The following is a 21,731-nucleotide window of genomic DNA, read 5'->3' as shown; positions in this document are numbered from 1 at the left end:
TGAGTTGGCAGTTTGCTTTTAATCAGGAAGTCGCACGGCGGAGGATGTTGTGCGTGATCTGCTGCACGCGTTCATCGGGGCCGTGCGGACGCGACCAGTGTGACCAGGGGAGCATGTGCCCCGGCGGGCTGGAAAGATCCTGGCACCAGAAGATGGTCGAAGCATTAAACACGAAGTTATTTTTCGGACCGGGATAAATGGTTGCGGTCCACTGCTGCGGATTGACGCCTCCCTGCAGGGCGGTCCCTTTCGCGACCACTTCCAGTCCGGGGATGTCTTTCGGCGGATCGCCATGGTATTCCCAGCCGATGAGACCGGGAATGGAGTCTCCCTTTTTCATGCCCGTCCCTTTGAAGATCCAGTGGTCGGGCATTTCGCAGACCCAGTCACCGCCCCCGTTGACCGGATCGACATTGCGGGCGCCCATCAGGTAGCCTTCGTCGGGACCGCGGTGCGGGAACGGGCCGTTCTGCTTTTCCCGATCGACGGCGTACTTGTAATCTCCGCCGTAAGGACCGCCGCGGAACATGATCCGCTTCGGCCGCCCGTCGGAACTCTCTCTCAGCGGGGTGACCCAGCAGACCGAGTTGCCGGAGAAGAAGAGCAGGTTCACGCCGGCATCGCGCATTTTAACGGCGGATTCGTACTGGCGAATATCCCAGTATTCATCGTGGCCCACCGAGAGGAAGGACTTGCATTTCAGACCATGATCGGGACTGGTCATGTCACTGTTGGAGCAGTAGGTCACATCGTAACCATGTTTTTCCAGCCAGTAGGCAAAGGGAAATTCGAAGCAGAGCCATTCCCCGGAGCCGAGCGACTGCGGGTTTTCATAGATCTGGGCATACTTGGCGTACGGACGGTCAAAGCTGACGTCGGCCCAGGGTCCCTGATTTCCTTTGGGATGAGTATAGACCGAATAGTTACTGGGCCACTTGTTATACGCCTGCCAGGTATTGTCGGAACACTGAAAGAGGATGTCCGCGGGACGATCGTCTTTGACGATGAACACGACATAGCTCTGCCAGTAACCGTGGCCGGTCTTGTCTTTGAGTGTGGAGAGCCGCCCCAGGTAGACGCCGCTCGGCCAGTCATCGGGAATCGTCAGCGTGACCGCGGGATCCCAGTGGCACTCGTGCAGATTCTTCTTGCCCGGTTTGGGAACAGGTTGTGGTTTGCCCTGGAACGGTCCGAGTGTGGTCATCAGCCGGGCACCGCGTCCGCCGTAATAACCGGTGCGGAAGATCTCGATCTTGAATTCTTCCGCGGGCCGGGTGGAGACCATGATGTCGATCGGCTCGCCGGCAGCGACGCTCTGTTTGGAACAGTAGCCTTCAATCTTGGAAGAACGAAACCCGTTGCGGCTGTCGAGCATCACCCGGGTGAGCTGCCAGTCGGTGGAGCCTTCTTTCAGGTTTTCCCGATGGATCAGGTCGGGATCCGCTTTGGCGGCATGAGCGCTGTTGAGTGAAAGGTTGCCTGCGAGTGAGGCCAGCGAAGTCGCGACGGCCCCTTTCAACAGATTCCGGCGATCCGCGTCTATGTCTTTCATGTTGCTGATTCCTGTATCCCCGTGGGTCGATTCGGTGGCAGAAATATCCGATCTGGCAGTTCCCAATAATTTATTAGGACGCTTAATTTTCTGCTTCTGCCTTTATGATAACCTTAACTTCATTAAAATATGAAGTATAAATAAACGCTTTTTTATATCAGCTCATGATTCATCGGCTGTCGCGCAGATGGTCTGTCTGCATCATGGCAACGCACGCGGAGTACTCAGTGGCCTCATTCTCACTTGATCAGACGGAAACCAGAGCCTTTTACCAGTCACTTACGAAACAGATGCATGAAGAGTTGGACGAACTGGAGCCAACCCTCATTCAAACCCGGCGGACACTGCATCAGAAGCCGGAAATCAGCGGGGAAGAAAAAGAGACTTCTCAACTGATCTGCAAGATGCTGAAAGAGATCGGCCTGGAACCCCGGCTGATGAACAATGACGTCGGTGTCGTCGCCGACATGACGCTGGGGACGCCTCCCGAGGATGCCCCCCTGATTGCGATCCGGGCCGACATCGATGCCCTGCGGATTACGGACCTCAAAGAGGTGGAGTACTGCTCGCATAACCCGGGCGTCGGGCACCTGTGTGGCCATGATGCTCATACGGTCATCGCACTGGGCGTGGCATTAGGAGCCAGCCGGTTCGCGGAACAGTTCAAAACGGAATGGCCGGGCCAGGGATTGCGGCTGCGGTTTATTTTTCAGCCGGCGGAAGAGATCTGCATGGGAGCCCGCTGGATGGTGGAACAGGGCGCGCTGGAAGGGGTCAGTGCGATCATCGGCCTGCACATGGATCCGGAAATTCAGGCAGGTACCGCGAACATTCGCTACGGCGTGATGACGGCGTTCTGCGATGAAGTCCATTTTGAAATTCATGGTGTCGGCGGGCATGCGGCACGACCGCATCACGGCAACGATCCGATCACGACGGCCGCACAATTGATCTCGAGCCTGTATCAGAACCTGCCCCGCTCGGTTGATGCCCGCATGCCGGCGGTGTTCACGATTGGTCAGATTTCTTCGGGGCTGGCGCCGAATGTCATTCCTGAAATCGCAAAATTAAAAGGTTCCCTGCGTTCCACGAACGACCATGCCCGTGATGTGCTGCACAAACGGATCGAGCATATTGCCCACGGCATCGCCGAAAGTACGAATACCCGCATTGAAGTGCTGTTCAAATCTCCCCTGCCCGCAGTGGTGAATGACAAAACCATCTCCGCGGCACTGGAACAGGCATCTAAGGATGTACTGGGGCCGGAACAGGTGGGTCTGATCGATCTGCCCAGCATGGGGGGTGAGGATTTTTCCATCTACCTGCAACAGGTGCCCGGTTCGATGCTGCGACTGGGTTGTGCCCGACCTGATCAAAAAACGGTGTTTTTGCATTCTCCCTATTTCGATATCGATGAGCGTGTGCTTAAAATAGGAAGTCGCATCTTACTGCAGGCCGCTCTCTTGCTCTCGCTCAATCCGCAACTCATCCAAAAAGGGAATTAGCACGATGGGAACCCTCTCTTTCACACGTAACGATTACCCGACCCTGGGTGTGGAACTCGAACTGCAGTTGGTGGATGCGGAAACCTTTGCCCTCTCCAACTCCATTACGGATCTACTGGAGGGGATGCCCCCTGATATGAAGGAGACCGTCAAACCGGAGCTGATGCAGAGCTACCTGGAAATCAACACGGGGATCTGCCGCACAGTAGGCGATGTTCGCAAAGACCTGACACAGAAGCTGGAAGCGGTGACCAATGTGACCGATCGGTTGGGGTTGAAGCTGTTCTGGGCGGCCACGCACCCCTTCTCTTCCTGGCGGGATCAGAAAATTACCGTTAACGATCGTTATTACGAACTCGTGGAACTGATGCAGGACGTGGCCCGCCGCCTGGTGACCTTCGGCCTGCACGTGCACGTCGGCGTCGACTCGGGCGACAAAGCGGTGATGGTCTGCGACCGGATGCTGCGTTACCTGCCTTTGCTGCTGGCGCTTTCATCGAACTCTCCGTTCTGGGAGAACCGCAATACGGGTCTGCATTCGAACCGCTCGAAAATCATGGAAGGGCTGCCGACCGCGGGGCTGCCCCCCACCATGCGGAACTACAGCGAATACACGTGGTTGATCAACCACCTGATCAGCACCGGCTTTATCAATACGATCCGCGAGATCTGGTGGGACATCCGGCCGCACCATAATTTCGGAACCGTGGAGATCCGCGTGTGCGACATGCCGGCGAACCTGGAACAGGTGCTGTCGATCGCCGCGTTCGTGCAGTGCCTGGTGAAATGCATTTCGGATGAAATCGACGAAGGCGCCTACCAGTTGCAGCATCACCCGATGATGGTGCAACAGAACAAGTGGCGGGCGACCCGCTATGGCATCGACGCGAGCCTGGTCAACAGCGACAGTTACCAACTGTATTCGGTCAACGATTCGACCACGCACCTGGTCGATCTGGTCTCGCCGATGTCGGAACAGCTGGGGTGTACGGACGAATTACACCGCATCTACGATTTGATTCATAACTCCGGTGCCAAGCGGCAGTTGGCGATTATGGAAGAGACCAACGACAAGCGGGAGGTGGTGAAACGGATGATCGAAGAAAATGCCCTCTTCTGATTTCATGGTGCCGCTTCTATAATCCATTAATCCACCAGCCATTCGAACTGTCACCCCGCGTTTGCAGGACTCTGATTTCGTGTCTGATTCAGACTCTCAGCCTCCAGAAGCAACTCCCACCGCCGAATCGACGCCCGCGTCGAACGGGGAGGCTCCGCAGACGCCCCACGAAAAGGTGCGTACATTTCCGACCACGCCCGGCGTGTACCTGATGAAAGACGCGCAGGGCCGCGTGATCTACGTAGGAAAAGCTGTGAACCTCAAAAGTCGCGCGTCGAGTTATTTCACACAGGCGGCCGCGGTCGAACGCAGGACGGCGGAACTGGTGACCGAAATCGCGGACATCGATTATCTGGAGACAGAGACCGAGGTCGATGCCCTGCTGCTCGAAGCGCGGCTGATCAAGGACATTCGCCCCCGCTTCAATTCGGAACTCAAAGACGACAAAACATTCCCCTACCTGGAGATCACGACCCGCGAAGATTTTCCCCGCGTCGAATTCACCCGCAAACCAAACAGCAAAGGGACCAAGCTCTACGGCCCCTTCACCAATGCAAAACAGCTGCGGGGGGCGATCACGGTGCTGCAGAAGATTTTCCGCTTCCGCAACTGTTCGCTGGACATCGAAGAGGGGGACGAGAAATGGCGCTGGTTCCGCCCCTGCCTCTTGCACAGCATCAACCAGTGCACGGCCCCCTGCAATCTGCGAATCAGCAAAGAGGATTACCGCAAGGACATCAACAAGCTGAAACTGTTTCTGGACGGCAAGAAGGACCGGCTACTCAAAGAGATGCGGAAGGAGATGCTGGCGGCGTCCGAACAGCGGCTCTACGAAAAGGCGGCCCGGCTGCGGGATGAAATTGAGCTGCTGGATAACATCAACCTGCGGGGCAATCTCGAAGATCACGCGCAGCCCGAGGTGTTTTACATCGACCCGAAAAAGGGGATGCAGGGGTTGAAGAAAGTCTTCGGCCTGCCCGAGTTGCCCCGCCGGATCGAGGGGGTTGACATCGCGCATCTGCAGGGGGGCGAAACGGTGGCCAGCCTGGTACAGTTCATCGACGGGCTCCCCTTCAAGCATGGCTACAAGCGGTTCAAGATTCGCACGGTCAAGGGGATCGACGATTTCGCTTCGATCCGCGAAGTCGTCAGCCGACGCATCCGGCGACTGCACCAGGAGGGGGAATCGTTCCCCGACATCCTGCTGATTGACGGCGGTAAAGGCCAGCTCAACGCCGCGATGACCGCGATGCGCGAACTGGGGGTCGAGCCCCCGTTCACAATCTCACTGGCCAAACGGGAAGAAGAGGTCTACGTCCCCGGCGAAGTCGAACCCCGCCGGCTGAGCCGGCATTCTTACGGCCTGCGACTGCTGCAATACGTCCGCGACGAATCGCACCGCTTCGCCCAGCATTACCATCACCTGCTGCGGAAGAAATCGCACTTTGATGAGTAATAAAAAATGCCAGAAGGCGACCATTAGCTGATCTCTCAGTCTTTATTATTCTCCTTCACTTCTTCGGCCGTCTCGTCGTAGGCTTCTTTCAGATTGTCCCAGGCGACATCCAGGTCTTTGCTCAGGCCTTCCCAGGCGTCGACGGAAGACTTTTGGAATTCTTCGAAGTTTTTACTGACCTGATCGCGCTGTTTTTTTAGCTCATCGAGTTGCTCGTTCCATTTCACTTTGGCATCGTCTTTCAGTTTCGCGCCTCGGGACTCCAGTGCGGTGATTTTCCCGTTCAGATCTTCCAGCTGCTGCTGAAACTGTTTTGCATATTCGTCGCGTTTCTGTTTCGTGAATTCTTTGGCGGTGTCGACCGCTTCGCCGACTTTCTGTTTGACATCTTCACTCGTCACCGGCTGTTCCACTGATGTCGAGTCAGAGGGGCTCTCTTTCGCACAAGAGACCAGCAACAGACTCAGGCTGAAGCAACAGAAGGTCAAATATTTCATGGCGTTCTCCTTTGTATTTGTTATGGATCGCCTGCCTCATGAAACAGGACCGTTACGACCCGAAAATTCTGGTTGGGGAACGATCTGGGATCCTCAATGCGAGCGTCACACTCGCTACTGTTGTTCCCTTACGATAGAATACAGTTTCGACCTTTACCGACTCAATATCAATCATGGTTTGTTTCATCTACAGAGGAGTCCCCGATGTTGCGCTTCGCCGGGAGAATGTTCTGGTTTGCTCTGCTTTTCCTGTCTGTTCTGACGGTGCCACAGCTGGTATCCGCGGCACCGTTGAATGTGGTCTACATCATTGTCGACGACCTTGGTGCCCATGACCTGACCTGTTACGGGAATACGCTGCATCAGACGCCGCACATCGATCGGCTGGCCGGGCAGAGCATGAAGTTCACGCAGGCGTATGCGGCTTCGCCGGTCTGCAGTCCGACGCGGGCCTCACTGATGACGGGCAAAAACCCGGCCCGGCTGAAGATGACCGTCTGGCACGAACAGGCCAAGTCGCACCGCAAAACGAAACGGCCGCTGATCGAAGGGAAGTCGCTGCCCAACCTGACGCACGATGAAACCACGATCGCCGAACGGTTGCACCAGGCGGGTTACCGAACGCTGCACGTCGGCAAATGGCATCTGGGGGAAGCGGGCTTTTACCCTGAGAGTCACGGCTTTGAAGTTAACATCGGCGGCACGCTGTGGGGCGCGCCGCAGACGTTCTTTTATCCCTTTGCCGGGGACAGACATTACGGACATGAGTTCCGCTATGTGCCGGGTGTGCTGGAGCGGAGTGACAAAGACGACTACCTGACCGATCGGCTGACGGACGAAGCGATCCGCCTGCTGAAGTCGTCGGCCGAGGGTACGCGTCCCTTTTATCTGAACATGGCCTTTCATACGGTGCACACGCCCATCGAAGGCAAACCGGATGTGGTGAAAGCGTACGAGAAAAAAATCCAGCCGGACTCTCCCTGGCAGAACGCCGAGTATGCGGCGATGGTGGCCAGCCTGGATGAGAACGTGGGCCGGATTCTGAAAACGCTGGATGAGTTGAAACTGGCCGACAAGACTGCGGTGATTCTGATGTCGGACAACGGCGGTTTCATCAACAAGTACGAAGGCAAGACGGTCACGAACAATCACCCGCTCCGTTCGGGGAAAGGATCGCTGTACGAAGGGGGGATCCGCATTCCCCTGCTCGTCCGCTGGCCGGGCGTGACGAAAGCAGGCAGCGTCTCCGCGGAACCGGTGGTGACGTCGGACCTGTACCCGACGCTGATCGACCTGCTGGAGCTGGGAGCAGACCAGGAGCAACGGGACGGGGTTTCGCTGAAGCCATTGCTCACCGGTGCAACACAGAAACTGAAACGTGAGCGGCTGCACTTTCATTACCCACACTACTATCCGACGACAACGCCCGCCAGCGCGATGCGAGCCGGGAACTGGAAGCTGATCCATTACTACGAAGACGATCGCAATGAGCTGTACGATCTGAGCCGGGACCCGTCCGAGACGACCGATCTGTCGAAACAGAGACCAGAGCAGGTAGAAAAGTTGTGGGAGCAATTGCACGCCTGGCTGAAAGAGGTGAACGCGAGCTTTCCGCAGGTGAATCCGGATCGACGGAAGTGAGAGGTGACTTGCTGGCAGCGGGGGTCTCTGGCTGATAGAGTGAAGGAACATCCCCTGCTTCCCACCAACTGACAGAGTATTGAGAAACTGCCATGTTCTGCCGCCTGATGTCTCTCCGTTGTGCTGTTCTGATTCTGGCTGCGTTCGGCTGGCTGGTCCCCGGACTGGGGCTGTCGGCGGAACCGGAGCTGGTGCCGAATTTGGTTCCCGGGACGGAGCCGCTGACGGAGACCGGCGACTTTTCGGTGAAGATGGCGAACGGGATCAGCGGTTATCTGCTGAAGGCGACCGAGGACTCGGTTGCACAACGCAGACAAGCCTGGCGGCCGAATTTTTCGACGCTGGAAAACTATGCAAAATCGGTGGAGCCGAACCGCAGGCGGTTGCAGAAGCTCATCGGCGCCATTGATGAGCAGGTGGCGACGCCGAAATGGGAGTATGTCTGCGGCCCCGATGCCCCTGAGGTGATTGCGGAGACGCAGCGCTTCCAGATTCGCGCGGTCCGCTGGACGGTGCTGCCGGGCGTGTGGGGAGAAGGCCTGCTGGTGGAACCGACCGGCAAGCCGCTGGCGAATCTGATCCTCATTCCTGACGCCGACCAGACCCCGGAAATGCTGGCGGGTTTAGCCGACTCTGACTCCACCTGTTTTCAGGTGCTCCCCCTGGTGGAGGCGGGCTGCCGGGTATTGATTCCGCAGTTGATCAATCGCGAATGCACGTGGTCCGGAAACCCGGAGATTGCGATGACGAACATCACGCACCGGGAATGGATCTATCGCCAGGCGTATGAAATGGGGCGACACATCATCGGCCTGGAAGTACTGAAGATGATGTCCGCCGTGGATTTGCTGAAACAGGAGGCGGATACGCCGCTGGGGATCGCGGGCTATGGCGAAGGGGCGCTGATTGCCTTTTACACGGCGGCCCTGGATCAGCGGATCGATGCGACACTGGTCAGCGGTTATTTCAACCGGCGAAATAACCTCTGGCGCGAGCCGATGTATCGAAACGTGTTCGGCCTGTTGCGTGAGTTTGGCGATGCGGAGATCGCGAGTCTGATCATGCCCCGCACGTTGATCATCGAGCACAGCCAGGCTCCGGAAGTGGCCGGTCCGCCGACAACGCCTGCGAACCGGCGTCCCTCCGCGGCTCCGGGTGCACTGACACAACCTGCTTTTGCTACGGTGCAGCAGGAAGTCGAGCGTGCCCGCGGATTGACGCGGTGTCCGGCCGGGCCCGTCGGGATCATCGAATTCGTACACAACCCGGACGGCCAGCCGCTGCAGACAGGAAGTCCCAAAGCGATCTCGGAGTGGCTGGATGCGCTCAATTACAAAATTCAGTGCGAAAGCCTGCCCCCTGAAAAGATGCGACTGGCTGACCGGAAATTCGATCCAGCGGAACGGCAGCAACGGCAGGTCGCGGAACTGGTAGAGCATTGCCAACAGACGGTACGTCGTGCCGAACAGATTCGGAAAGCGTACTGGCAAGAGGCGCAGCCCGTCACCACTGCCGCCGAGTGGCCGCAGAAAACCACGGCTTACAAAAAACGTTTGTGGGAAGATCTGACCGGCAAATTGCCCGACCCCACGATGCCGCTGGCGACGAAATCACGGAAGCTGAAAGAAACGGACAAGTACACGATGTACGAGGTCAAGTTCGACGTCTGGCCCGATGTGTTCGCCTGGGGTTACCTACTGGTGCCGAAAGGAATTGCGGCGGGTGAGAAGCGGCCCGTGGTCGTGTGTCAGCATGGTCTGGAGGGGCTGCCGGAATCGGTGGTGATCGTCGATCCGAAGTGGCCCAAGTATCGCAACTACCGGGGCTATGGAGCACGGCTGGCGGAACGCGGGTTTGTCGTGTATGCCCCGCATAACCCGTATCGCGGGCAGACGCTGTTTCGCCAGAATCAGCGCAAGGCGAATCCACTGGGGTACACGCTGTATTCGTTCATTCTTGGTCAGCATCAGCGGATGCTGGAGTGGCTGGGAGGCTTGCCTTATGTCGACCGGGAGCGGATCGGTTTTTATGGAATTTCCTATGGCGGGCTGTCGGCGGTGCGGATTCCATCGCTGCTGGATGGCTACGCGCTGTCGATCTGTTGTGCCTGCTTTAATGACTGGACGCGGAAGATTACAGCCCTCGATTTCCGGGCCGCGTATATGTTTACCGCCGAGTACGATCACTTCCAGTTCAACCTGGGCAGCACGTTCAACCATGCTGAGATGGCGTCGTTAATCTCGCCGCGCCCGTTCATGGTCGAACGCGGCCACCAGGACGGCGTCGCCCCCGATGAATGGGTGGCCTACGAATACGCGAAAGTCCGCCGCCATTATGCAGCGCTGGGGATTCCCGAGAAAACGGAAATCGAATTCTTCACCGGCGGGCATGAGATCCACGGCCAGGGGACATTCGAGTTTCTGCACAAACATCTGAACTGGCCGGAGGAAAAGTAAAAAATCTGTAATCATGGCAGCTGATCGAGCAGTTCGCGAATTTGGCACTACACTCCTCTTACGTTTGAGGAGACAGGCTTTATAATCGGGAAATCTGATTTTTTTCACTGATCCATTCCTGAAGTAAAGTTTTAGCTTTGATGTCTGACCCTGCCCCATCAGTGGCTTCTCGCACCGAAAGCAGACTGGATCGAGTTGTTGCCCGCGTCACCAGCGGCATTACGCTGTTCCTGTGGGTGAGCCTCAGTGTCTGTTATGCGGTGCAGCCGGATGCGTGTGCCGCGACGACCGTTTATCCGAGCTGGTGCTGGTTTGCCTGCGGGATGGGTCTGGCACTCATTCTGTTCCGAACCCGACGACGACGGATGGCACTGACGTCGATGGGACTCTGGTTTCTGTTCCTGGTGGTGTTCGCGGATACGCCGCTCAGTCTCTGGCGGGGGCTCTGGGATCAGAACGATCCTAGCTGGCGCCAACAGTCTGGCGAGCAGATTCCGCTACAGGTCATTTCACTCAATGCCCACGGGAGCAGCCGTGCTGTGGCGGCGCTCCAGCAATATGAGGCGGACCTGATTCTGGTTCAGGAGACGCCGAGTGTCATTCAGCTGCGCGACATCAACGGGCAGATTCTCGGAGAGAATGCGGGGCTGCTGGCGGGCGTGGATTCGTCGATCATGAGTCGCACGCCCCTGGAACCAGTGGCATCGACGGTCAGTTTTATGATTGCGAAGGTCAAGTTGAAAGCGGGGCGGGAAATCGGCGTGGTTTCATTGCGACTGACGCCGCCCCCGTTCCGGTCGGACCTGTGGAACCCGGAATGCTGGCGGGCCTATCGGGACCAACGGATTCTACAGCGGGAGGAACTGCGTACGCTGAACCGCCGCCTGGCTGAACTGCCCCCAGACCTGCCACTGATTGTGGGAGGGGACTTCAACGTCAATCCGCGAGATCCGATCTTCCGGGAACTGCCGGCCAGGCTCCGCGATGCTTTTACCAGCGCTGGTGTGGGCTGGGGCTGCACGATCATCAACGAAGCCCCGTTCCTGCGGATTGATCAGGTGCGGTGCGATCATCGTTTCCAGCCGGTGCGGGTCGTCGCCCAGCGGGCTGAGAATACGGACCACCGGGCAGTGATTGCAGATCTGCTGCTGGACTAAGTAATCATTTGTACACAATTCTCTCCAAAAGGCGTCTGCTACATTTCCGCGCAGTATTTGCGGTTATTCTCAGCAGCAGTATTGTCCGCTGTCTCCCACTACCTCAGGACCTTGGGGAAAGAGACGAAATTCTCCAGAATCGGGCCTGGAGGAGAACCGGCTGGAAAATACTGTATTTCAGGCTGATTTTTTGCATCCAGGCGAAGTGCCCCGTTTCAGGTGACTCAAATGAGCGGCTCTCGGCCTGTGGGGCCTCCAATTGTGCCAGTAAATCGGGTTATCAGAAGCGGTTTGGCACACCTTCTGCTATTGTTAAGAAATATTCTTCTTCACAGGAAGTTCTGAGCCAATCTGGTGTAAGCTCCCGGCTAATCTGTCTGAGAGCCCAACCCAGTTTTCGAATCGATCACATAAATAACAGTAGATACAACTTCACTCAGAATCTCCGGATGCGGGTCCCTTTGAGCGGCACGTGGCAATGACTGCCCGGCGACGTGAACGGATCAGGCCGCCAGGCCCGCACTCTTGACTATCCTGGATGAATCTCCGTCTCGCTGGCGGTGCGCTCTACGTAATGAGCTGCATCGACCAGTTGTTTTGTCAATCGTATTAATCGCCCTATGAAAAGGTCAAAACAGTGAACACAGCAACTTCGAGTGCGTCCACCTCATTCGCCGGTGGCAGTAATGGAACTAAAACCAGCGTTGGTTCAGCCCGTTCCGCTGCCATCGCCGCCGTCACCAGCTACAAGCCCAGCTATCCGCCGATGAACTACAAAGAAGAACCGACTTCACAGCTCTTCAACGCCAACGTCTTCTCCAAGTCGACCATGAAAAAGCGACTGCCGAAAGAAGTCTACAAGAAGCTGGTCAAAACCATCGAAGCTGGTGAAAAACTGGACTGCTCGACTGCAGACGTCGTTGCTTCCGCCATTAAAGACTGGGCCATCGAAAAGGGTGCCACTCACTACGCACACGTCTTCTATCCCCTGACCGGTTCTACCGCAGAAAAGCACGACAGCTTCCTCTCTCCCGATGGAGACGGCGGTGCCATCGCTGAATTCAGCGGTTCGCAGCTGATCCAGGGTGAGCCCGACGGTTCGAGCTTCCCGACCGGTGGTATCCGCGTGACCTTCGAAGCCCGCGGTTACACCATCTGGGACGTGACCAGCCCGGCTTACATTCTGGAAAACACCAACGGAACCACCCTGTGCATTCCGACCGCCTTCGTTTCCTGGACCGGGGAAGCCCTCGACAAGAAAACTCCCGTGCTGCGTTCGATGCAGGCTCTGAACACCCAGGCCCAGCGCATTCTGAAGCTGTTCGGTCACACTGACGGCAGCCTGGTTTCTTCGACTGCCGGTCCGGAACAGGAATACTTCCTGGTCGATAAGAACTTCTACTATGCCCGTCCCGACCTGCTCAACGCCGGTCGCACACTGTTTGGAGCCAAGCCTCCCAAGGGACAGGAATTTGACGATCACTACTTTGGTGCGATTCCAGACCGCGTTCTGTCGTTCATGTTTGACGCCGAACGCGAACTGTTCAAACTGGGGATTCCCGTTAAGACCCGCCACAACGAAGTGGCTCCGGGACAGTTCGAAATTGCCCCGCTGTTTGAATCTGCCAACATCGCGACCGACCATCAGCAGCTGCTGATGACCACCCTGCGTCGGACTGCAGAAAAATACGGTCTGGTCTGTCTGACTCACGAAAAGCCCTTCGCCGGCGTGAACGGTTCAGGGAAACACGTTAACTGGTCAATGGGCAGTGCCTCCCAGGGCAACCTGCTCGATCCTGGCGATACGCCTCACGAAAACGCCCAGTTCCTGCTGTTCTGTGGTGCCGTCATCCGTGCGGTTCACAAGTTCCAGGGTCTGCTGCGATCCGTTGTCGCTTCCGCCAGTAACGACCATCGTCTGGGAGCCAACGAAGCGCCTCCAGCCATCATCTCGGTCTTCCTGGGTGATCAGCTGACGGACGTCTTCGAACAGATCAAAGCCGGTGGTGCCAACTCTTCGATTCCGAAAGGCACTCTGACCGTTGGTGTCGACGTACTGCCTCCGCTGCCGAAAGATGCGGGCGACCGTAACCGAACCAGCCCGTTCGCTTTCACCGGTAACCGTTTTGAATTCCGTGCCGTTGGTTCGAACCAGTCCATTGCCGGTCCGCTGGTCGCAATGAACACCATCGTTGCCGAGTCACTGGATTACTGTGCGACCAAACTGGAGGAAGCCACCGGTGGAGATCCTGCCAAACTGAATGCTGCCCTGCAGAAACTGCTGACCGAGATCATGAACGAGCATGGAGCCGTGATCTTCAATGGCGACGGTTACAGTGATGAATGGCACGCGGAAGCGGAAAAACGGGGTCTGTTGAACCTCAAAACCACCGTGGACGCCCTGCCGATTCTGCAGACGGAAGAAGTCAAAGAACTGTTTACCAAGTACAGCGTCCTGTCGGAACGTGAGCTGGAAAGCCGTCTGGAAACCTACCTTGAGCAGTACGTGATGTCGATCAAGGTCGAATACAACCTGACACTGAAGATGGCCAAGACGATGATCTTCCCGGCTGTCATCCGTTACCAGGGCGAACTGGTATCCAACTGTGCCAGCCTGAAAATGCTGGACTACGATTTCGACACCAAGACTCTGGACAAGGTAACCGCACTGGTCAAAGCGTTGCAGGACAGTATTGGCGAACTGGAAACCGCTGGTGCCGAGAACGGATCGGAAGATCTGCTGGCCGAAGCGAACTACTACTGCCATACGATTCTGCCGCTGATGAACAAGGTCCGCGAATATGCAGATGAACTGGAAGGGATTGTGGCCGACGACCTGTGGCCGCTGCCCACCTACCAGGAAATGCTGTTCATCAAGTAATCACGTCGCGTTGTTAGCTGAGTAAGTGGAACTGGAGCCGACTGGTGCTGTGCTGGTCGGCTCCGTTCCCGTTTTATCCATCACCCTCGATTCCCTCCCGCGCGTTGACGAGAAGACGAGCCATGACGGAACCTGAATCAGTTTTTTCGACAGAAGGGATTCAGCCGCCCCGGCATCATCACTCCGGTCCGTTCCGCAAGATCATTACGGGAATCTCGCTCTTCTTCGCGATCTGTCTGATCGCGGTGATCGGCTATGTTGCTGCAGGGTGGAAACTCGAAGATTCGATCTACATGGTCATCATCACGATCTTCGGCGTGGGCTACGGCGAAGTGCAGCCGGTCGAATCGTCGGCCCTGCGGGCACTGACCATCATGGTGATCATTGCCGGCTATGGTGCGGTGATCTATACGATCGGCGGTTTCATGCAGATGCTGATCGACGGTGAAATCAACCGGGCACTGGGAGCGAGAAAAATGGCAAAAGAAATTGAACGAATGCAGGGCCACACGATCATCTGCGGCATCGGCCGCATGGGTTCGATCCTGGCCAAGAGCCTGTTTGCCGCCGGGAAGCCGTTCGTGGTGATCGACTGCGACGAACGTCGTCTCAAGGCGGCCGAGGAACAGGGTTACTGGGTGATCAACGGCGACGCATCGGAAGAATCGACGCTTGAACAGGCGGGTATCAGTCGCGCCTCGGTGCTGGCGACAGTGCTTTCCGAAGATGCGACCAACGTGTTTGTGACAATCACGGCCCGCGAGATGAACGCCGAGCTGATAATTATCGCCCGGGGTGAGAATCCGAAAACCGAAAAGAAACTGCTGGGCTGCGGTGCAAACCGGGTCGTGCTGCCGACCGCGATCGGGGCGACTAAAGTCGCACAGCTGATCATGCGACCCACGGCAGAAGGCATGCTGGAAGAGCTGACCAATGAAGGAGCCATCGCGGAAGAGTTGGGTCACTTCGGTCTGCAGTTCGAAGAATTACAGGTCACGCCGGGTTCCGCCTTTGTGAACAAGACGCTGGAAAAAATCGAAGTCCGCAGCGATCGGGGTTACCTGGTGGTCGCGATCCGCCGGGCCAACGGCGATGTGGAAAAGCATCTCACGCCGGACACACAATTGCTGGAAGGGGATGCGGTGATCGTGTTAGTGCATGATACCGACGTCCCCCGCATGACGGAAAAATTCGCTTCGAAGGGGATCAAGATCCGCTATCGGGGTGCGACAGCGGAGATTTGAAGCTTCGCCCCGCTTGAAATGTCAATATTGACATATGTCTGATATGACATAAAATACATTGTATGTGCGAAGCAGAACCGCAGGATAAGCCCCTTGTCTGGCTGCAAGGAGAGGTCAAAACACCGCCATTCTCGCTGGAGGCACGTATTGAAGCGGGAGTCTTACTGCGACGTCTGCAGCATGGTGAATCCCTGGGATTACCGCATAGCCGCCCCATGCCTTCCATCGGTCATCGCTGCCACGAATTGCGAATTCCCGATGAAAACCAGACCTGGCGGATTGTGTATCGGATCGATCCTGACGCTGTCATCATCGGCGAAGTCTTCGCCAAGAAAACACAAAAGACGCCGAAGCAGGTCATTGAAACCTGCCAGCGGCGGTTCAGGCAATATGATGAGGCAACGCAATGAAAGCAGATAAACAGAAAAAACTGGAAGCAGCCGGCTGGAAGGTTGGCTCGACTGCAGAGTTCCTGGAGCTCGATACAGCTGAAGAAATGCTGGTGAATATGAAACTGGCAATGGCAGCGGAAGTAAAGTCACTCCGTACTCAATCAGGTATTACCCAGCAGGATCTGGCTAAACGCCTGCGGTCGAGCCAGTCACGTGTTGCAAAAATTGAAAGCGCGGACCGTACTGTTTCGTTTGATCTGCTCATTCGGACCCTGGCAGAACTGGGAGCGACACGCTCTCAAATCGGAAAGATCGTAGGTTCCCGCAAAGGCAGCCCCCAGAAACCGGTAAAACGAACCCGGAAACCGCTCAGCGGACAGAAACAATAGCCGTTCCAGACGATTCTCTACGTCACCCTGAACCATGCGCGACTGCCCTGTTTTCGGGCAGGTCGGTCGCGGGTTCATGACCTTCGAGTGCCTCCAGCCGCTTGCGGAGTTCGTCGTTTTCTTTCTGCAGTTGCACCAGATGGAGTGTGACCAGGTTGAACAACACCAGCAGTCCGACCGCAATCAGTCCTGCATCTCCCTTACCGAAATAGACCGCGATGGAGAAGAAGACGGTGGTGACCAGTAACATCCAGGGGTTCATTCTTTGCATCAGTTTATTTCCTCTAATCAATTTGCTGCCAGGTCACTTCAGTTCAAAGGTCGAAATTTCATTCAGCGACATGGAAAACAAAAACGGATAAATCAATGCCAGGCTGGCGAGCTCTGCGACATACGCGCTGAAACCAGCAAACAGGGCTACCAGAACCAGACCGTCCTGCAGAGTTGACAACCAGCCCAGAAACGGATTCAGAATCGTCAGTCCCAATCCCATGAATATCAGACTGTAAAACAGACAGAACCAGACGATTCCATTAATCAGCAATGCAATCAGAATCTCGTTCAAGGTCAGCACTGCTTTTACAGAGCCTGTCCCTGCCTGCCGCAACAGTATCAAAACAGCCCCCATAAGTGAAAGACTCAGCAGCGGACCAACAACCGCCAGCTTCATCATGTCCTGATCGGGATGAATCTCTCTGACCGTGATATAAAGCAATAATAGTGCGGGCTGACAAATCGCGGTTACGAATCCGGACAGGTTAGCGTAACTGAATAAAGGATTTGTTTTCGTCATAACAGATTTTAAAAAAATTAGAGATCCGCAAGGCTATTGAACGTCCATTAATTGCATCTTATCATAATTCATTCACTAAGAGAAAACTGTTTTTCAGAGATGAGACTCATAATGGATCATTCCAAACAATTCCTGTCGGCGACCATCAATGTTTTCGAAGCCCACAAACGGATGACAGAGCGGGCGGTGGCACAGATTTCTGACGAGGGGCTCCGCACGGCTCTCGACGAGCACACGAACTCGATTGCGGTGATCATGAAGCACATTGCCGGGAACCTGATTTCGCGGTGGACCGATTTCCTGACAACCGACGGCGAAAAGCAGGACCGGAACCGGGACGACGAATTTGTGGATACGTTCTCCACCCGGGAAGAACTGCTGGCCTACTGGGAGCGGGGCTGGGGTGTGCTGTTTGATTCCCTCAACAGTCTGGGGCCCGACGACCTGGAGACGACCGTCTATATCCGCGGCGATGCCCACACCGTGCCGCTGGCAATTCAGCGTTCCCTGGGGCATACCTGTTATCACGTAGGGCAAATCGTGCAGGTCGCCCGGATTCAGGCCGGCGATGAATGGAACACGCTGACGATTCCCCGGGGACAGTCGGAACAGTTTAATAAAGAACGCTGGGGAGAGGGGAAGCCGGGGAAATGACCTGAGCGACATTCCTTCAGCCGGGCCTCCTGGATTTTAAGAGAACAACGAACCACGAACAAAAAGGGTGAGCCCGAATGTAATTCGGGCCAAGCGCAGCGAGCAGGAGGTCGACAGAGTCCACTCACAATTCCCGGCAAGTGTCTTCGCTGTTGGCTTATAAGAGAATCGGAAACACTGTTTTACTTTGCGAACATACTCTGACAGTTTCCTGTTGTCTGCGACAACCGCGAATTGCATTCGCGGCCACCCGCTATCAATGAAAGAGTCGCCAACACCATTCCGCTCACTTGGTGGGGGCGTCGTTTCCCTGTTCGATTTCCAGCAGGCGTTTTTTGCGCCAGAGGCCGCCGCCGTATCCGGTGAGGGTGCCGTCGGCTCCGATGACGCGGTGGCAGGGAATTAGAATCGCGATGCGGTTATCGCCATTCGCGCGGGCGACGGCTCTGACGGCGGTGGGCTGCCCGATGATCTCGGCCTGTTCGGAATAGGAACGTGTGGCACCGTGCGGGATCGTCCGCAGGGCGTTCCAGACTTTTTCCTGAAACTCGGTTCCCGCCATTATCAGTGGCAGATCGAAGTCGGTCCGCTTCCCGGCAAAGTAAGCCTGAAGCTGGCCGTCAAGCTGCGGGAACCAGGGGCTGTCGCCGGGCAGGGCGCGGGCGTTGAGTCGTTTCTGCAGGCGGTTGAGCTGCGTTTCGAGCATCCGCCGATCGGTGAATTCGAGCAGGCAGATCCCCTGCTCCGTCGCGCCGGCCAGCATCGGTCCCAGGGGAGTCAGCAGGCGACTGACGTTGATCACCTGCTGGTCATTACTTCTGGCGGGCGCGTTGCCCATCGCTTTCTTGAAGCTCTCGCCGAACCCGCTCAACGATTCGTAGCCGCTGTCAAGGGCGGCGTCGGTCACCGTGGATTTGTGCTGCAGCTGGCTGAAGGCCTGGTTGATCCGCCGCATCCGCAGGTAGGAGGCGAAGCTCATGCCGTGCAGCTTTTGAAACCAGCGACGGACGCGGACCGGGTCGAGGCCCCGTTCCCGCAGGTCGTCAGCGGTGAGGCGGAGGGTGGCGTCCTGATCGACTTCTTCAATCAGCGGCTGCAGCCAGTCGGGGGTGGAGCCGAGGGAGACGAGCGGGCGACAGACCTTGCATTCCCGGTAGCCGTGCGCGAGGGCGGTTTTCGCATCGGCGAAGTATTCGACATTCTCCGGATTCGGTTTGCGGGCCGAACAGGAAGGCCGGCAGAAAATCCCGGTGGTGCGGATGGCGGCGACGAAGACGCCTTCAAAGCTGCTGTCCCGCTGGACCAGGGCGGCGTACATCGTCTCCCGGTCCGGCAGCGATTCGGTGGTGGTCAATGATTGATCTGTCTGTTTCATCTCGGGAAGTCCTGCAATATCTGGTGACTGTGCTATCATGGTATCGGTTCACTAGAGCGTGACAACCGGGAAATGAACAGGGAATTGGGATTTTGGGGACCATCTGAAGTCTCTCTTGTTGGCTCCCTGTCCGTAAATTATGTAATGAGTTGAAGTACAAATATTTAGTTTTTGATTGAAAGCCGCGCCATGAATTTTCCTCTCTCACGTCGACAATTTCTGCAGGCCGCGGCTGCTGCCACTGCCCTGCCTGCGGTGGGGTGGGCTGCGGATTCGGAAATTTCCTCTATTGGTTCTGAACGGCAGCTGTTTCTGGATGATCTGCTCGTTGATACCGGGCGGACCCACGGCGTGACGCGGCGGTTGAATCCGCCGACTGCGATTGAGCGGGTTCTGAAACCGGAGCAGCCTTCCGCAGCGCTGGGGTTCATCTTTTACTGCAGCGTCGTGGATGACAACGGGACTGCGAAACTGTTTCATGGCAGTTATGACGCGGAGAAGAAGAAACATTTCGCCCTGGCGACCAGCAAAGACGGCATTCACTGGGAACGTCCGCACCTGGGGCTGAAGGAATACCAGGGAAGCCGGAAGAACAACCTGCTGCCGGTAGAGGCGGTGGAAGCGAGCGTGTTCCTCGATCCGCGTGCCCCGGCGGAGAAGCGGTATCGGCTGCTGTATTCCCGGTACTGGCCCGATCCCCAGAAGGCGGGCGTGTATGTCGCTTCGTCGCCGGACGGGGTGCACTGGAGTGAATCGGAAACGCGGATGCTCCCCTTCGTGCCCGACGGTCAGCATTGCGGCCTGTGGGACGAGGCGTTACAGAAGTATGTGATTTATACCCGCTGCTGGAATCCGGTGCGGGCCGTCGCGCGGGTGGCGGTGAACGAACTCGAAACGCCCTGGCCTTATGACGCGTCCGTTCCGCCGCACCATATCTGGGGCAAAGATAAAGTTCCCACGTTGAGTCGCGAACTGGCAACGGTGATGGCCCGCGACGCTGACGATCCGCCGGGCGTGCAGCTGTATACGAGTGCCGCGGTAAAGTATCCTTTCGCCCCGCACGTATATCTCGCCTTTCCCGCCGCCTACCAGACGTTCAAAGGACCGGACTGGCAGGACCGCGCGCTGAACAGCAATGACGGGACGTTTGATGTGCAGTTTGCTGCGAGCCGCGACGGCGTCAACTGGCACCGCTGGCGGACGCCTTATATTCCCGCGGGCTTTTACGACGGACTGGATCTGCGGCTGGTGAGCATGGGACAGGGACTGATCCGCCGGGGCCGGGAACTGCATCAGTATTTTGTCGGCTGGCCGCACACGCATGGCCGGCCCGTGGTCTGGGATCGGGATCTGAAAGACCGGGCCGCATGGTTGAAGCAGGATCTGGGAGGCATCTATCGGGCAACGCAGCGCGTGGACGGCTTTGTCTCGCTGGACGCAGGTTATCCTGGCGGTGTGGTCACGACAAAGCCTCTGCGATTTACCGGCGATGAACTGCGGGTCAACCTGAGCACTGCCGGCGCGGGAGGTGTGCGGGTGGCGCTGCTGGATGCCGAGGGGACTCCCCTGCCCGGTTTTAGCCGCGAGGACTGTGCATGGATCAACGCGGACGAGATCAATCACCGGGTGGAATGGAAGTCCCCCAGTGATCTGAGCGGACTGGCGGGTCATCCGGTGCGTGTAGAATTTACGTTGCGGAACGCGCGGCTGTTTGCGTTTGAGTTTGGTAACGGGTGAAACCCTGGAAGCCTCGACGGAGAAATAGATTCCCGGATGATCCCCAATCGTTCTAAGCCCAACCGGGACATCCACTTTGCTTAAACAGCAGTAATTCCCCTGCAATGGATTCATTATCAGATTCTGCCGATTTGCTCCCGACAATTCTGTACGAACAATGGTCCGTGTGCGACATTTTTTCTTGCAAGACCACTAATCACTTGTATTGTAATAGACATACAGATGGATCGATAATTCCGTTCTCACCTGTTGTGTTTGTCTCATTTTGTAGATCTGAATTTCAGATCCGCATCCTGTGGTTGCCTGTTTCGTGCTTATCGCGAGCGGAGTTCTGGTATTGATGTCGCAATCGAAATCATCCGTTGGTCCGAGTTTAAGAAGTCACTTTACCTCTCTATTAAGTAAAGATCGGATCAGGCTGTTCAGTTTTATCCGATCAATGGTATTGAATGTTTCTGATGCAGAGGATGTTTACCAGCGTGTCTGTTTGACTCTCTGGAATAAGTTTGATGAATTTGATCAGAAACGAGATTTCTTTCCCTGGGCCTGTGGAGTTGCATCGTATACTGTTCGAAATCATCATCGCAGTCTGCGGCATGATCGGCATTACTTCGACCAGGAACTTATAGAAACCATCTCGCAACAACGAGAGCAGCATTTATCAAATTATAATATTCGGATAGAATTCCTGCATGAGTGTTTGAGAGCTCTGAACTCATCAGATCAGCAGTTATTGCAGGATGCTGTTTTTGAAAAACAGGCGGTCACAGAGATCGCCAAGACGACTAAGAGATCGCTGCAATCACTTTATAACCGCCTGTCAATCCTTCGACGCGAACTCGCAGAGTGTATTTCGCGTAAGCTGCAGAGTGAACAGTAGAC

General features: G+C 56.3%; 18 protein-coding genes. 13 read left to right on the top strand and 5 right to left on the bottom strand.

Annotated features, from left to right (window positions below; translation table 11 throughout):
- Positions 1-22: 22 nt before the first annotated feature.
- Positions 23-1,552: a N,N-dimethylformamidase beta subunit family domain-containing protein gene (locus Enr10x_RS03945; protein ID WP_145104212.1), complete on the bottom strand. Its 1,530-nt coding sequence runs from the start codon at positions 1,550-1,552 to the stop codon at positions 23-25.
- A gap of 227 nt (positions 1,553-1,779) precedes the next feature.
- Between Enr10x_RS03945 and Enr10x_RS03940 the strand changes: the two genes are divergently transcribed.
- The 3 genes from Enr10x_RS03940 to Enr10x_RS03930 all read left to right on the top strand — a co-directional run bounded on the left by Enr10x_RS03940 (position 1,780) and on the right by Enr10x_RS03930 (position 5,633).
- Positions 1,780-3,057 (top strand): M20 metallopeptidase family protein, encoded by a 1,278-nt coding sequence (locus Enr10x_RS03940; RefSeq protein ID WP_197996387.1) that lies wholly within the window; start codon positions 1,780-1,782, stop codon positions 3,055-3,057.
- Positions 3,058-3,061: 4 nt separating this feature from the next.
- Complete coding sequence (locus Enr10x_RS03935; RefSeq protein ID WP_145104208.1) at positions 3,062-4,177, top strand: carboxylate-amine ligase; 1,116 nt, start codon at positions 3,062-3,064, stop codon at positions 4,175-4,177.
- 175 nt (positions 4,178-4,352) lie between these two features.
- Complete coding sequence (locus Enr10x_RS03930) at positions 4,353-5,633, top strand: excinuclease ABC subunit UvrC (protein WP_145116119.1); 1,281 nt, start codon at positions 4,353-4,355, stop codon at positions 5,631-5,633.
- Between the two features lie 35 nt (positions 5,634-5,668).
- On the opposite strand, the gene Enr10x_RS03925 is transcribed toward Enr10x_RS03930, so the two are convergent.
- Positions 5,669-6,130 carry a sll1863 family stress response protein gene (locus Enr10x_RS03925; protein WP_145104207.1) on the bottom strand — a complete coding sequence of 154 codons (462 nt, stop codon included), beginning with the start codon at positions 6,128-6,130 and terminating at the stop codon, positions 5,669-5,671.
- Between the two features lie 204 nt (positions 6,131-6,334).
- On the opposite strand from Enr10x_RS03925, the gene Enr10x_RS03920 reads away from it, so the two are divergent.
- The 7 genes from Enr10x_RS03920 (at position 6,335) to Enr10x_RS03890 (ending at position 16,290) form a co-directional block, all read left to right on the top strand.
- Entirely contained in the window at positions 6,335-7,771 is a 1,437-nt protein-coding gene (locus Enr10x_RS03920) for a sulfatase (RefSeq protein WP_197996386.1), read from the top strand.
- A gap of 92 nt (positions 7,772-7,863) precedes the next feature.
- Complete coding sequence (locus Enr10x_RS03915) at positions 7,864-10,227, top strand: alpha/beta hydrolase family protein (protein ID WP_145448200.1); 2,364 nt, start codon at positions 7,864-7,866, stop codon at positions 10,225-10,227.
- Positions 10,228-10,367: 140 nt separating this feature from the next.
- Positions 10,368-11,384, top strand: coding sequence for an endonuclease/exonuclease/phosphatase family protein (locus Enr10x_RS03910; RefSeq protein WP_145448199.1), 1,017 nt, complete (start codon positions 10,368-10,370; stop codon positions 11,382-11,384).
- 766 nt (positions 11,385-12,150) lie between these two features.
- Positions 12,151-14,265 (top strand): glutamine synthetase III family protein, encoded by a 2,115-nt coding sequence (locus Enr10x_RS03905; RefSeq protein WP_145452600.1) that lies wholly within the window; start codon positions 12,151-12,153, stop codon positions 14,263-14,265.
- 122 nt (positions 14,266-14,387) lie between these two features.
- Positions 14,388-15,509 carry a potassium channel family protein gene (locus Enr10x_RS03900; RefSeq protein WP_145448198.1) on the top strand — a complete coding sequence of 374 codons (1,122 nt, stop codon included), beginning with the start codon at positions 14,388-14,390 and terminating at the stop codon, positions 15,507-15,509.
- 62 nt (positions 15,510-15,571) lie between these two features.
- A complete protein-coding gene (locus Enr10x_RS03895; RefSeq protein ID WP_145448197.1) occupies positions 15,572-15,919 on the top strand; it encodes a type II toxin-antitoxin system RelE/ParE family toxin in 348 nt (115 codons plus the stop codon).
- Positions 15,916-16,290: a helix-turn-helix transcriptional regulator gene (locus Enr10x_RS03890; RefSeq protein ID WP_145448196.1), complete on the top strand. Its 375-nt coding sequence runs from the start codon at positions 15,916-15,918 to the stop codon at positions 16,288-16,290. Before Enr10x_RS03895 ends, Enr10x_RS03890 begins: the two co-directional genes overlap by 4 nt.
- Positions 16,291-16,312: 22 nt before the next feature.
- Here the strand turns inward: Enr10x_RS03890 and Enr10x_RS03885 are convergent, their stop codons facing one another.
- Both Enr10x_RS03885 and Enr10x_RS03880 read right to left on the bottom strand, forming a co-directional pair.
- Entirely contained in the window at positions 16,313-16,561 is a 249-nt protein-coding gene (locus Enr10x_RS03885; protein ID WP_145448195.1) for a hypothetical protein, read from the bottom strand.
- A gap of 33 nt (positions 16,562-16,594) precedes the next feature.
- The gene (locus tag Enr10x_RS03880) at positions 16,595-17,083 is read right to left on the bottom strand and encodes a hypothetical protein (protein WP_145448194.1); all 489 of its coding nucleotides are present in this window, start codon (positions 17,081-17,083) and stop codon (positions 16,595-16,597) included.
- Between the two features lie 111 nt (positions 17,084-17,194).
- On the opposite strand from Enr10x_RS03880, the gene Enr10x_RS03875 reads away from it, so the two are divergent.
- The gene (locus Enr10x_RS03875) at positions 17,195-17,737 is read left to right on the top strand and encodes a DUF1572 family protein (RefSeq protein WP_145448193.1); all 543 of its coding nucleotides are present in this window, start codon (positions 17,195-17,197) and stop codon (positions 17,735-17,737) included.
- A gap of 286 nt (positions 17,738-18,023) precedes the next feature.
- Here the strand turns inward: Enr10x_RS03875 and Enr10x_RS03870 are convergent, their stop codons facing one another.
- The gene (locus Enr10x_RS03870; RefSeq protein WP_145448192.1) at positions 18,024-19,112 is read right to left on the bottom strand and encodes a bifunctional transcriptional activator/DNA repair enzyme AdaA; all 1,089 of its coding nucleotides are present in this window, start codon (positions 19,110-19,112) and stop codon (positions 18,024-18,026) included.
- A gap of 189 nt (positions 19,113-19,301) precedes the next feature.
- On the opposite strand from Enr10x_RS03870, the gene Enr10x_RS03865 reads away from it, so the two are divergent.
- Together Enr10x_RS03865 and Enr10x_RS03860 are read left to right on the top strand one after the other, a co-directional pair.
- Positions 19,302-20,849 (top strand): twin-arginine translocation signal domain-containing protein, encoded by a 1,548-nt coding sequence (locus Enr10x_RS03865; protein ID WP_145448191.1) that lies wholly within the window; start codon positions 19,302-19,304, stop codon positions 20,847-20,849.
- 340 nt (positions 20,850-21,189) lie between these two features.
- Entirely contained in the window at positions 21,190-21,729 is a 540-nt protein-coding gene (locus Enr10x_RS03860; protein ID WP_145104189.1) for a sigma-70 family RNA polymerase sigma factor, read from the top strand.
- Positions 21,730-21,731: the final 2 nt, after the last annotated feature.

Origin of the sequence: Gimesia panareensis (assembly GCF_007748155.1) — a bacterium.
Lineage (GTDB): Bacteria > Planctomycetota > Planctomycetia > Planctomycetales > Planctomycetaceae > Gimesia > Gimesia panareensis.
The sequence above is the reverse complement of the archived record's forward strand: the minus strand, read 5'-3'. Positions and strand labels throughout refer to the sequence as shown.